Raw genomic sequence first — 11,318 nt, forward strand, 5'->3', positions numbered from 1 at the left:
AAGCGGCGCAGGCCGCGGCGGGCCTTGTCGCGTTCTTCCGGGCTCATCGACTGCCAGCGCTGGCCGTGCGACAGCATGCGCTGGCGCTGCGCGGGATCGGCGCCGTTCCAGCGGTCACGCAGCGGTGCCAGCAGCGCGTCGCGCTGGGCCGGGCTCAGCTGTTCCCAGTTCGGCAGCGGCACGGCAGCCGCAGGGGCCGGACGCGCGGCAGGCGCCGGTGCGGTGGCCTGCGCCAGTGCCGATGCAGCCGGCAACAGGGTCAGGGCGATCAGCAGGGGCAGGGAGGGGTATCGCAACATGGTTCACTCCATCGCCAGGTCGTTGTCGCCCAGCCACAGGTACAGATCGGGATTCTCGTCGTACAGCACGCCATTGTCTTCTTCTGCCGCCACGATCGGCGCGGTGGCACCGCCTTGATGCTCGCCCGGGCCGACGAACTGGACACCGATGCCCAGCGCGATCACCAGCGAACAGGCGCTGGCCAGGCACCAGCGCCAGCGCCAGCGACCGGCGTGCGCCGTTCTGGCGCTGTGACGGGCACTACGCAGGCGTGCCAGCGTGGCCGGCGACAGCGCCTGCAACGACTGCGCGTGCAGGCTGCGCAGGGCGTCATCGGATGGCAGGGGGCGGTTCACAGGTGGATCTCCAGTTGATTCTGCAGCGCCTGTCGAGCGCGCGCCAGATGGGTCTTTACCGCGCCCTCGCTGCAGCCCATGGCGCGGGCGGTGGTGGCGCCGTCCAGGTCCTGCAGCACGCGCAGGGTGAAGGCTTCGCGCTGGCGGGCGGGCAGCTCGCGCAGCGCCTGCACCAGCTGCTGGTACTGCTGGCGCTGCTCGTGTGCCTGCGAAGGGTCCGGGCCGGGGTCGGCCCAGTCGATCCCGGCGCCGTCTGCGTCCTGGTTGTCGCGCCAGAACGGCAGGCGGAAGCGGCGACGGCGCTGCACGTCGATCACCCGCCGGCGCAGGATGCTCCAGAACAACGGCGCCCACTCGGCTGCCGGCTTGTCGGCGTAGTCCAGCATGCGCAGCAGCGCGTCCTGCACCGCATCCAGTGCGTCATCACGCTGGCGCAGGCCGGCCTCGGCGAAGCGGAAGGCGCGCGGCCCGACGCTGGCCAGGAACGCTTCCAGCGAGGCCGGAACGGCGTCGGCATCGGTGGTTGAGGGGACAGGGCTGCTCACCAGCACAGGGTACGGTTCCTCGGCAGGGGTCACCATCGACAACGCGTGAGCGCGGCCGTGGTTGACCGGGACGCGCGCAGGGTTCAGCCCGTGGTTATGATGGGGCGACGAAGACAGAGCAGGAGCGTTGCCGGTGAGTGACGGGTTCGTGGCGCTGTACATCTTCATGTTGGCCGCCATTGCCGGCCACGTGATCATTTCCCGGGTCCCGGTGATCCTGCATACCCCGTTGATGTCGGGCTCCAACTTCATCCACGGCATCGTGCTGATCGGCGCGATGGTGGTGCTGGGGCACGCGCAGACACCGCTGGAGAAAATCCTCGGGTTCCTTGCCGTGGTGCTCGGCGCCGGCAACGCAGCCGGTGGCTATGTGGTCACCGCGCGCATGCTGGAAATGTTCAAGCCGAGCGTGCGCAGGACCGGCAACGATGAACCGAAGGAGCCACAGGCTTGAACATCAGCACCGTCGAACTGCTCGATTGGCTGGTCAAGGCCAGCTACCTGATCGCCGCCACCCTGTTCCTGCTCGGCCTGCAGCGCATGGCCTCGCCGATGACCGCAAGCAGCGGTATCCGCTGGGCGGGGCTGGGCATGCTGCTGGCCACGGTGGCGACCTTCTTCCTGCCCGAACTGCACAACGTGCCGCTGATCCTGGTGGCGCTGCTGCTGGGTGCCGGCCTGGCCTGGTGGTCGGCGGGCAAGGTCGCGGTCACCGACATGCCGCAGATGGTCGCGCTGTACAACGGCATGGGTGGCGGCTCGGCAGCGGCCATCGGTGCGGTGGAGCTGCTGCGCTATGCCTTCCTGGCCAATCGCGATACCACCCACTGGAGTGCGCAGGCGCTGGCCGACCTGGCCGCGCGCCAGCCGTCCGGCACGGTGTTGGTGCTGGCCGTGGTCGGCGCGGCGATCGGTGCGGTGTCGCTGTCCGGCTCGGTGATCGCCTGGGCCAAACTCGATGGCCGCCTCGACAAGCGCGTGACCTGGCCGGGCCAGCAGGTGATGAACCTGCTGGTGGCGCTGGCCGTGGTGGTGCTGGGCATCATCGCCGCCAGCACGCTCAGCACCTGGGCCATCGTCGCCTTCTTCGTGCTGGCGCTGGCGCTGGGCGTGTTGATGACGCTGCCGATCGGTGGCGCCGACATGCCGGTGGTGATCTCGCTGTACAACGCGTTCACTGGCCTGGCGGTGTCGTTCGAAGGCTACGTGCTGGGCAACGAAGCGTTGATCATCGCCGGCATGATGGTCGGCGCAGCGGGCATCCTGCTGACCCGGTTGATGGCCAAGGCGATGAACCGGCCGATCCGCAACGTGCTGTTCTCCAATTTCGGCGGTGGCGCCGGGGGTGAGGCACAGGCGATTTCCGGTTCGCAGAAGCCCATTGAAGCTGCCGATGTGGCCGCGATGATGGGCTTTGCCGAACGTGTGGTGATCGTGCCCGGCTATGGCATGGCCGTGGCCCAGGCCCAGCACAAGATCTGGGAGCTGGCGCAGCGCTTGATCACGCGCGGGGTGAAGGTCAAATTCGCCATCCACCCGGTCGCCGGGCGCATGCCCGGGCACATGAACGTGCTGCTGGCCGAAGCGGGCGTGCCCTACGACCTGATCGCGGACATGGACGACATCAATCCCGAATTCGCCACCATCGACGTGGTGCTGGTGATCGGCGCCAACGATGTGGTCAATCCGGTGGCGCGCACCGATCCGGCCAGCCCGATCTACGGCATGCCGGTGCTGGACGTGGTCAACGCACGCAACGTGGTGGTGATCAAGCGCGGCAAGGGCACCGGCTTTGCGGGTATCGAGAATGCGCTGTTCTACGCCGACAACACGCGCATGCTGTACGGCGATGGTGCAGAGGCGGCGGCGTCGCTGGTCAGCGAACTGAAGGCGCTTGACGGCGGGCATTGAGGCCGTACCGGTAGCGCCGGGCCATGCCCGGCGGCCTTTCGGGCAGACCGCTGCGCTCGCCGGGCATGGCCCGGCGCCGCCCCCATCCACGCGTGGCGTGGATCTACCAGACATGTCCACGCATGGCGTGGATCTACCAAGGCATCACCGGCGCGATCAACGCGCCAGCCAGGCGCCTACGGCAATGCCCACCGCCAGCCACAGCCATTCGACCACGCCATTGGCCAGGGTGATCAGCGTCCAGGCCAGGTGCGGGCCCATCCGCAGCGAGGCGTCCCAGGGGTTCAGGCCCATCGAGCCGCCCATCCAGGCGCTGGCGATGGCCCAGTTCGCGATCGCGGCCACCAGCAGCGTGCCCAGCACGACCAGGGCAATGCGCAGCTTGCCGGGGCCGAGCGTGCCCAAGCGCAGCATGAACACCAGTTCCAGGGCGGTCAGTACCGCCATCCAGCCGACCGGACGGCCGGTGAACAGGGCGATCAGCATCCAGGCGAGTGGGGCGGTGGCCAGCGCCAGCAACAACATGAAGGGCCAGAGCCAGGTAACGGTCCTGGCACGTGCGGCATTGGAGGACATCGAAGCTCCTGAAGGTCGCCCACAGGATACTGTGGTTTGCCGCAGTGCACCGGCGAGGGCGGGGCGCCTACGTTAGAATGCCGTCTTGCGTGGCTTCGGCCGCAGCCCCATATCGGTCCCCATGTATTCCCGTAGCAGCGAACCTGTCCACTTCGAACGCGATTGCGAGGCCGTGATGGTCCCGCAGGGCGACACCGTGACCCTGCCCGCCGGCAGCTATGGGTACATCACCCAGGCGTTGGGCGGCAGTTATTCGGTGTTTGTCGAGGGCAATCTGTTCCGTATCGCCGGCAAGGATGGCGATGCCATCGGCAAGGAGGCGCCGGCACCGCTGGAGCTGCCCGACGATGCCAGCGACGAGCAGGTCGAACAACTGGTGTGGCAGCAGCTGCGCACCTGTTTCGATCCGGAAATACCGGTGAACATCGTCGAACTGGGCCTGGTCTACGAGGTGGAGATCAAGCACCTGGACGAAGGGCAGCGCGAGATCGACGTGAAGATGACCCTGACCGCGCCCGCGTGCGGCATGGGCGACATCCTGGTCGACGACGTGCGCAGCAAGCTTGAAATGATCCCGACGGTGGCCGAGGCCGACGTCGAGCTGGTCTTCGATCCGCCGTGGAACCAGCACATGATGTCCGAGGCCGCCCGGCTAGAAACCGGCATGCTTTGACCCACGGCCCGCAGTGACGCGGGCCCGGCATTACCCGCAACCAGAACAGGAAATCTCCGGTGTCCCAGTCCATTCCCAGCTTCGCCGTCACCCGTTCGGACCACCCGCGCAGCGCTGAAGAGCGCGCCCAGATCCTGGAGAAGCCGGGCTTCGGCCTGCACTTCACCGACCACATGGTGGAAGTGCGCTGGGACAAGGACACCGGCTGGCACAACGCCAACGTGCGTGCCTATGGTCCGCTGCAGCTGGACCCGGCCGCGGCCGTGCTGCACTACGGCCAGGAGATCTTCGAGGGCATCAAGGCCTACCGCCATGCCGATGGTTCGATCTGGACCTTCCGCCCGGATGCCAACGGCCGTCGCCTGCAGCGTTCGGCGCAGCGCCTGGCGCTGCCGGAACTGCCGGTGGAGATCTTCGTCGAATCGCTGAAGCAGATGATCGCCGTCGACAGCGCCTGGGTGCCGTCGGCCGATGAGTCGAGCCTGTACTTCCGTCCGTTCATGATCGGCGATGAAGCCTTCCTTGGCGTGCGCGGCGCGCACAAGGCCGGTTACTACGTGATCGCCAGCCCGGCCGGCCCGTACTTCGCCAAGGGCGTCGCCCCGGTGTCGATCTGGCTGTCCACCGAGTACGCGCGTGCGGCCAAGGGTGGCACCGGTGCGGCCAAGTGTGGTGGCAACTACGCCGCGTCGCTGCTGCCGCAGCAGAAGGCGCAGGCACAGGGCTGCTCGCAGGTGCTGTTCCTGGACCCGGTCGAAGGCAAGTACCTGGAAGAACTGGGCGGCATGAACGTGTTCCTGGTCTACAAGGACGGCACCCTGGTCACGCCGGAACTGTCCGGCAGCATCCTTGAGGGCATCACCCGCGAGAGCATCCTGCAGCTGGCCCGCGACCGTGGCATGAAGGTCGAAGAGCGCAAGGTCACCATCGACGAGTGGAAGCAGGGCGTGGCCTCTGGCGAGATCGCCGAAGTGTTCGCCTGCGGTACCGCTGCGGTGGTCACCCCGATCGGCCAGCTGAAGGGCGAAGGCTTCTCGGTGGGCGACATCGATGCGCCGGCCGGCGAAGTGACCATGTCGCTGCGCAAGGAACTGACCGACATCCAGTACGGCCGCCTGCCGGACCGTCATGGCTGGCTGGTCAAGCTGGGCTGATCGCCTGCATTGAACTGTAGAGCCGAGCCCACGCTCGGCTGCTCCTCCGGAAAGCCCGTCCTCGCGACGGGCTTTCTGCGTTTTGGGGGATGTGCGCCATGCCTGGCGAATCACGACCGCCGATGTCGGCAAAGACATGATGAGACAGGACATTCCGCAGTCAGGTCTGTGCAGGTGACGCGAAAGTTCCTTCACCTTCACAAACCCTCGACCCGGAAAGTCTCAGATCCAACATTTCATCTTGCTGAAAAGACGCTGAAAATCTTGTGGTGTCCGGTTTGAGCCACTAGCGTCATCAACACAGCGGATGGTCAGGGGACTCCGCTGGCTCGCCGGACCCGAACCTCGCCATCGCAAGCCAGCCCACGGTTCAGGCCGGTGCTTCTGCCGATTCCGGCATTCCTACCATTAGAAGGGAAATCCGATGTCCCAGGTAACGCAACCGCGTGTGCGTCGTGTGTGGGTGGTCCTTGGTGCGTCCGTCCTGTCATCGCTGCTGCTGGCCACGCCTGCGCTGGCCGGTGATGTCCAGCTCAGCGGCCTGCAGTCCGCGCCGACCCATCAGCGGTTCATCGTGAAGTACCGCGACGGCAGTGCGCCGGTGGCCAACACCACCGCGCTCGCCTCTTCGCTGAAGACCGCCGCTGCCGGCATCGCCAGCAGCCAGGGCCGCGCGCTGGGCCTGCAGCAGGTCCGCAAGCTCGCTGTCGGCTCCACCGTGGTCAGGACTGACCGCGCGCTGGACCAGGCCGACGCCGAACTGCTGATGCGCAAGCTCGCCGCCGACCCGAATGTGGAATACGTCGAAGTCGACCAGATCATGCGCGCGACGCTGACCCCGAACGACACCCGCTTCAGCGAACAGTGGGGCTTCGGTACGTCCAACGCGTCGATCAACGTGCGCCCGGCCTGGGACAAGGCCACCGGCACCGGCGTGGTCGTGGCCGTGATCGATACCGGCATTACCAACCATGCCGACCTCAACGCCAACATCCTGCCCGGCTATGACTTCATCAGCGACGCGGCGATGGCGCGCGATGGTGGTGGCCGGGACAGCAATCCCAACGATGAGGGTGACTGGTACGGCGACAACGAGTGCCAGGCCGGTTACCCGGGCTCGAACTCCAGCTGGCATGGCACCCACGTGGCCGGCACGGTCGCCGCGGTGACCAACAACAGCAACGGCGTGGCCGGTACCGCATTCAATGCCAAGGTCGTGCCGGTGCGCGTGCTCGGCAAGTGCGGCGGCTATACCTCCGACATCGCCGACGCCATCGTCTGGGCCTCCGGCGGCACCGTCAGCGGTGTGCCGGCCAATGCCAATCCGGCCGAGGTCATCAACCTCTCGCTGGGCGGCGGCGGCAGCTGCTCGACCACCTACCAGAACGCCATCAACGGCGCGGTCGGCCGTGGCACCACCGTGGTGGTCGCTGCCGGCAACAGCAACACCAACGTGTCCTCTTCGGTCCCGGCGAACTGCCCGAACGTGATCGCGGTGGCGGCGACCACCTCGGCAGGCGCACGTGCCAGCTTCTCCAACTACGGCACCGGCATCGACATCTCCGCACCGGGCCAGGGCATCCTGTCCACCCTCAACAGCGGCACCACCACCCCGGGCAGCGCCAGCTATGCGTCCTACAACGGCACCTCGATGGCGGCGCCGCACGTAGCCGGCGTGGTCGCGCTGATGCAATCGGTGGCCCCGAGCCCGCTCAGCCCGGCGCAGGTGGAAAGCATCATCAAGAGCACCGCGCGTCCGTTGCCGGGTGCGTGCTCGGGTGGTTGCGGCGCCGGCATCATCGACGCCGATGCCGCAGTGACAGCCGCGATCAACGGCACTACGCCCAACCCGGGTGGCACCGTGCTGCAGAACAACGTGCCGGTCACCGGCCTCGGCGCGGCCAGCGGCGCATCGCTCAGCTACACCGTCAACGTCCCGGCTGGCAGCGCGCAGCTGCGCGTGGCGATCAGCGGCGGCAGCGGTGACGCCGACCTGTACCTGCGCCAGGGCAGTGCCCCGACCGACACCGTCTACACCTGCCGCCCGTACCTGAGCGGCAACAACGAGACCTGCACCGTCAACAGCCCCGCTGCCGGCGTATGGCACGTGCGGGTGAAGGCGTACAGCACCTTCTCGGGCGTGACCCTCAACGCCCAGTACTGAGCCCAAGCCCCTCTCCATGGGCACGCCCCGGCTTCGGCCGGGGTGTTTTTTTGTAGAGCCGAGCCCACGCTCGGCTATCAGAGGGCTGCCGAGCATGGGCTCGGCACTACAAGTTTCTCAAACCGACTCGAACCGGTTCGCCGCCACGTTCTTGCGCACATGCTGCGGATCGAAGATCCGGCCATTCATTGCGATGAACACCCCTGCCGGCAGCGACTGCACCGCACCGATCGCACAACCGATGTTGAACTCCGCATCCGAACCACGGAAACGCGCCGGGCTCAGCGCACCGGTCATCACGATGGTCTTGTCCGGAATCGTCGCCAGCACCTTGCCGGTCTGCACCATCGAATCGGTGCCATGGGTCACCAGCACGTGGCGGGTGGGCTGCGCGGCGATCGTCGCGCGGATCAGCTCACGATCGTCGTCGTTGATGTGCAGCGAATCCTTGCGCAGGATCGGAATCACGTTGAAACGGAACGTGACCCCCAGTTCGCGCAGGATCATGCCGATCTGCGGGTCGCCGATCTGGTAGTCCGACTTGTCGTCGAAATAGATCTTGTCGATCGTGCCACCGGTGGTGACGACCAGGAGCTCTTCCATCATGTGCATGCGCGAAACCAAGGCAGGTACAGCGGCGCGGGGCCGGGAACGCAGATGATACGGCCCGCCGGGCGCAGCGTCAGCGCCGCCGCCCGAAACGGGCGCGCAGGCCGGGCAGGCTGGCCGAGAAGATCACCAGCAGCGCCAGCACGATCTCGATCAGCGCCAGCCAGCGCGTTTCCGGGTGGCTCCAGGCGCTCATCACGCCGTGGCTGAACCAGCCCAGGGCCAGCACCGCCGCCCAGAAGCCTGCCTTGCGCCAGCCCAGCCGCAGGGCGATGGCCAGCGCCAGCGGTGGTGCCGTGAACACCAGCTGGGTGGCCAGCCAATGCCTGTCGTTGATGAACCAGCCGGCAAACAGCGCCGCCAGCCCCATCAAGGCCAGCAGCAGCACGGTGCGCGGCGCGGCGCTCATCGCGCCAGCCGCTGCGCGATGTCGGCCACGCGCCGGCCCAGCGCCCGTGCCAGTACCGCCTCATCGTCAGTTGGTTGCGGGTCGTCGGCGGCACCGGCCACGTGGCTGGCGCCATACGGCGTGCCGCCACTGGTGGTGTGGCTCAGCGCCGGCTCGGTGAACGGAATGCCGACGATCAGGCAGCCGTGGTGCAGCAGCGGCACCTGCATCGACAGCAGGGTCGACTCCTGGCCGCCATGCATCGAGGCGGTGGACGTGAACACCCCGGCCGGCTTGCCCGCCAGCGTGCCGTTCACCCATTCGGCGCCGAGCCCATCGAGGAAATGCTTGACCGGCGCGGCCATGTTGCCGAAACGGGTGGGGCTGCCCAGCAGCAGTCCCTGGCACTCCACCAGGTCCTGCACGCTCACATACGGCGCGCCGTCGTCCGGCACCGGCGGCTGCGCGGTCTGGGTGACGGCTGCCACCGGCGGCACCGTGCGCAGTCGCGCCGCCATGCCCGGAACCTCGCCGATGCCCCGCGCGATCTGGCGCGCCAGCCGTGCCACCGAACCGCCGCGGCTGTAGTACAGCACCAGGATTTCGCCCATCGCGCCCAGCTCTCCTCATCGTGTGGACACCAGTATGGCTATCCTGCACCGATTCCGCATCGGGTACCCTTGCGCCGATGGAACCTTTGGATACGCTCAATTTGTGGATGGAGCGCGCGCGGGATCGCGCACGCGCCGCCAGCTTCGGCCGCTTCCTGTGGCGCCGCTTCCTCGACGACCGCCTGTTCCAGGCTGCCGCCGCGCTGGCCTACACCACGGTGTTCGCGCTGGTGCCGTTGGCGATCGTGGTATTCGGCGTGCTCTCGGCCTTCCCGGTGTTCGATCGCTGGAGCGACCAGCTCAGCGACTACGTCTTCTCCAACTTCGTGCCCAACGCCGCGCGCGCCGCCGAAGGCTACCTGCGGCAGTTCTCGGCCAGCGCGGGCCAGCTCACTGCCGCCGGTTTCATCGCCCTGGTCATCTCGCTGCTGATCACCCTCAACAGCGTTGAAGAGACCTTCAACCAGATCTGGCGCGTCGGCAGCAGCCGGCCGCGGCTGACCCGCTTCCTGGTCTACTGGACGGTGCTGACCCTCGGCGCGATGCTTGCCGCCGCTTCACTGGCTGTGTCGGCGCGGGTGTTCGCGATGCCGCTGTTCGGCACGCAGGAGGGGCGCTGGCTGGCCGATCTCGCGTTGCGGCTGGCGCCGATCCTGATCGAATTCGTCTGCATCACCCTGATGTTCCGGGTGGTGCCACACCACACCGTGAAGTGGCGCCACGCGGTTCCGGGCGCGATTCTCGCCGCGGTGATCCTGGAGCTGGTGAAGTGGGGCATCGGTGCTTACCTGGGCAGCTTCCAGTCCTACCAGAAGCTGTATGGCACGGTGGCCTTCGTGCCGATCCTGCTGCTGTGGATCTACCTGTGCTGGGTGGCCGTGCTGCTGGGCGCGTCGCTGGCGTCGTCGATGGCGGCCTTCCGCTACCAGCCGGTGGAGCTGCGCCTGCCGCAGGGCTACGAGTTCTATGGCCTGCTGCGCCTGCTCGGGCGCTTCCAGCACGCACGCGCCAAAGGCAGGGGTCTGGCCGACGACGAGATCCTGCGGCTGGAACCGATGCTGACCGACTCGCTGCTGCAGGACCTGGCCTGCAACCTGGAAGGCATCGGCCTGCTGCGCCGTGATGAGCGCGGCGAATGGCTGCTCGCACGCGACCTGGATCAGGTCAGCCTGGGCGATCTGTACGAATGCACGCAGCTGCGCATTCCGGTGGCCGAACAACACCTGCCTTACCGCGACGACAGCCTCGGCCGGGCCGCACTGGCTGCGCTGGACGAGTTGCGCCTGCCGTTGCGTGAACGCCTCAAGCGTCGCGTCAGCGACATCTACCCTGATTCTGGAGACGCCCCATGACCTGCAAGACCCCGTTGCTGCTGGCTGCGCTGCTGGCCCTGGCCGCCTGCAAACCCGCGCAGGAGCCGACCCCGGCCAGCAGCCAGCCGCCCGCGCAGGCACCGACCCCGACCGCCCCGGCGCCGGTTGAGGACACGCCCGCCGAGCGCGTCACCGCCGAGTTCCCGACGCTGAAGATGAAGGCGGTCGATGGCACTGATTACGACCTGGCCGCGCATCGTGGCAAGTGGGTGGTGGTGAATTTCTGGGCGACCTGGTGTGCACCTTGCCGCAAGGAAATGCCCGAGCTGTCGGCGTTGCATGCCATGCGCAGCAACATCGAAGTGGTTGGCCTGGCCTACGAGGACATCGAGGTGCCGGAGATGCAATCGTTCCTGACCAAGCATCCGGTGACCTACCCGATCGTGATCGTCGATCCGTTCGATCCGCCGGCTGACTTCGCCACCCCGCGCGGCCTGCCGCTGACCCACCTGATCGACCCGCAGGGCAAGCTGGCGCACAGCTTCCTCGGCCCGGTCACGGCCGCCGACATCGAAAAGCAGATCGCGGCTGCCAAGTAATAGGTGGGTCGGCAGGGCTGCGCCCTGCACCTGCTGTAGTGCCGGCCGCTGGCCGGCAACCTCAACAGCCGAAGCAACAGCAGAAGCTGGTTTCCTGAGGGCAGGCGGGGTGGGTCCGGTTGCGGGGGACGCTGCAAGTA

14 protein-coding genes are annotated in these 11,318 nt (G+C 67.4%); 7 read left to right on the plus strand and 7 right to left on the minus strand.

The genetic code is table 11. The features are described from left to right. The 3 genes from DBR20_RS18330 to DBR20_RS18340 all read right to left on the minus strand — a co-directional run. Positions 1 to 299 (minus strand): DUF3106 domain-containing protein (locus DBR20_RS18330; protein WP_146187053.1); only part of this gene is annotated, 299 nt, incomplete at its 3' end. A gap of 3 nt (positions 300 to 302) precedes the next feature. Then, positions 303 to 635, minus strand: a complete 333-nt coding sequence (locus DBR20_RS18335; RefSeq protein WP_108267503.1) for a hypothetical protein — start codon at positions 633 to 635, stop codon at positions 303 to 305. Next, entirely contained in the window at positions 632 to 1,216 is a 585-nt protein-coding gene (locus DBR20_RS18340) for an RNA polymerase sigma factor (protein WP_108267505.1), read from the minus strand. Before DBR20_RS18340 ends, DBR20_RS18335 begins: the two co-directional genes overlap by 4 nt. A gap of 97 nt (positions 1,217 to 1,313) precedes the next feature. Between DBR20_RS18340 and DBR20_RS18345 the strand changes: the two genes are divergently transcribed. Together DBR20_RS18345 and DBR20_RS18350 are read left to right on the plus strand one after the other, a co-directional pair. After that, on the plus strand, positions 1,314 to 1,634 hold the full coding sequence (locus DBR20_RS18345; RefSeq protein WP_108267507.1) for an NAD(P) transhydrogenase subunit alpha: 321 nt from the start codon (positions 1,314 to 1,316) through the stop codon (positions 1,632 to 1,634). Then, a complete protein-coding gene (locus DBR20_RS18350; protein WP_108267509.1) occupies positions 1,631 to 3,091 on the plus strand; it encodes an NAD(P)(+) transhydrogenase (Re/Si-specific) subunit beta in 1,461 nt (486 codons plus the stop codon). Before DBR20_RS18345 ends, DBR20_RS18350 begins: the two co-directional genes overlap by 4 nt. A 156-nt stretch (positions 3,092 to 3,247) precedes the next feature. On the opposite strand, the gene DBR20_RS18355 is transcribed toward DBR20_RS18350, so the two are convergent. After that, positions 3,248 to 3,667: a hypothetical protein gene (locus DBR20_RS18355; protein WP_099820223.1), complete on the minus strand. Its 420-nt coding sequence runs from the start codon at positions 3,665 to 3,667 to the stop codon at positions 3,248 to 3,250. A 121-nt stretch (positions 3,668 to 3,788) separates the two neighbouring features. On the opposite strand from DBR20_RS18355, the gene sufT reads away from it, so the two are divergent. The 3 genes from sufT to DBR20_RS18370 all read left to right on the plus strand — a co-directional run bounded on the left by sufT (position 3,789) and on the right by DBR20_RS18370 (position 7,658). Further along, positions 3,789 to 4,340, plus strand: coding sequence for a putative Fe-S cluster assembly protein SufT (gene sufT, locus DBR20_RS18360; protein WP_025877975.1), 552 nt, complete (start codon positions 3,789 to 3,791; stop codon positions 4,338 to 4,340). A gap of 59 nt (positions 4,341 to 4,399) precedes the next feature. Next, positions 4,400 to 5,494: a branched-chain amino acid aminotransferase gene (locus tag DBR20_RS18365; protein ID WP_108267511.1), complete on the plus strand. Its 1,095-nt coding sequence runs from the start codon at positions 4,400 to 4,402 to the stop codon at positions 5,492 to 5,494. A gap of 424 nt (positions 5,495 to 5,918) precedes the next feature. After that, the gene (locus DBR20_RS18370) at positions 5,919 to 7,658 is read left to right on the plus strand and encodes a S8 family peptidase (protein WP_099820221.1); all 1,740 of its coding nucleotides are present in this window, start codon (positions 5,919 to 5,921) and stop codon (positions 7,656 to 7,658) included. Positions 7,659 to 7,775: 117 nt separating this feature from the next. On the opposite strand, the gene DBR20_RS18375 is transcribed toward DBR20_RS18370, so the two are convergent. The 3 genes from DBR20_RS18375 to wrbA all read right to left on the minus strand — a co-directional run bounded on the left by DBR20_RS18375 (position 7,776) and on the right by wrbA (position 9,266). Continuing rightward, positions 7,776 to 8,261 (minus strand): asparaginase domain-containing protein, encoded by a 486-nt coding sequence (locus DBR20_RS18375; protein WP_033830416.1) that lies wholly within the window; start codon positions 8,259 to 8,261, stop codon positions 7,776 to 7,778. 79 nt (positions 8,262 to 8,340) lie between these two features. Continuing rightward, complete coding sequence (locus tag DBR20_RS18380) at positions 8,341 to 8,676, minus strand: DUF2069 domain-containing protein (RefSeq protein ID WP_099820220.1); 336 nt, start codon at positions 8,674 to 8,676, stop codon at positions 8,341 to 8,343. Continuing rightward, positions 8,673 to 9,266 carry an NAD(P)H:quinone oxidoreductase gene (wrbA, locus tag DBR20_RS18385; protein WP_093818977.1) on the minus strand — a complete coding sequence of 198 codons (594 nt, stop codon included), beginning with the start codon at positions 9,264 to 9,266 and terminating at the stop codon, positions 8,673 to 8,675. Before wrbA ends, DBR20_RS18380 begins: the two co-directional genes overlap by 4 nt. Positions 9,267 to 9,343: 77 nt before the next feature. On the opposite strand from wrbA, the gene DBR20_RS18390 reads away from it, so the two are divergent. Further along, positions 9,344 to 10,618, plus strand: coding sequence for a YihY family inner membrane protein (locus DBR20_RS18390; protein ID WP_100463142.1), 1,275 nt, complete (start codon positions 9,344 to 9,346; stop codon positions 10,616 to 10,618). Then, positions 10,615 to 11,178 (plus strand): TlpA disulfide reductase family protein, encoded by a 564-nt coding sequence (locus DBR20_RS18395; RefSeq protein ID WP_108267513.1) that lies wholly within the window; start codon positions 10,615 to 10,617, stop codon positions 11,176 to 11,178. The genes DBR20_RS18390 and DBR20_RS18395 overlap by 4 nt, the downstream gene beginning before the upstream one ends. The last annotated feature ends 140 nt before the right edge of the window (positions 11,179 to 11,318 follow it).

This window comes from Stenotrophomonas sp. HMWF023, assembly GCF_003060985.1.
Classification (GTDB): Bacteria; Pseudomonadota; Gammaproteobacteria; order Xanthomonadales; family Xanthomonadaceae; genus Stenotrophomonas; species Stenotrophomonas lactitubi.

Coding starts and splice junctions, on each gene's coding strand:
- DBR20_RS18340 (WP_108267505.1), bottom strand. CDS start 1,216: ATGGTGACCCCTGCCGAGGAACCGTACCCTGTGCTGGTGAGCAGCCCT.
- DBR20_RS18355 (WP_099820223.1), bottom strand. CDS start 3,667: ATGTCCTCCAATGCCGCACGTGCCAGGACCGTTACCTGGCTCTGGCCC.
- sufT (WP_025877975.1), top strand. CDS start 3,789: ATGTATTCCCGTAGCAGCGAACCTGTCCACTTCGAACGCGATTGCGAG.
- DBR20_RS18370 (WP_099820221.1), top strand. CDS start 5,919: ATGTCCCAGGTAACGCAACCGCGTGTGCGTCGTGTGTGGGTGGTCCTT.
- DBR20_RS18375 (WP_033830416.1), bottom strand. CDS start 8,261: ATGGAAGAGCTCCTGGTCGTCACCACCGGTGGCACGATCGACAAGATC.
- DBR20_RS18380 (WP_099820220.1), bottom strand. CDS start 8,676: ATGAGCGCCGCGCCGCGCACCGTGCTGCTGCTGGCCTTGATGGGGCTG.
- wrbA (WP_093818977.1), bottom strand. CDS start 9,266: ATGGGCGAAATCCTGGTGCTGTACTACAGCCGCGGCGGTTCGGTGGCA.
- DBR20_RS18390 (WP_100463142.1), top strand. CDS start 9,344: ATGGAACCTTTGGATACGCTCAATTTGTGGATGGAGCGCGCGCGGGAT.
- DBR20_RS18395 (WP_108267513.1), top strand. CDS start 10,615: ATGACCTGCAAGACCCCGTTGCTGCTGGCTGCGCTGCTGGCCCTGGCC.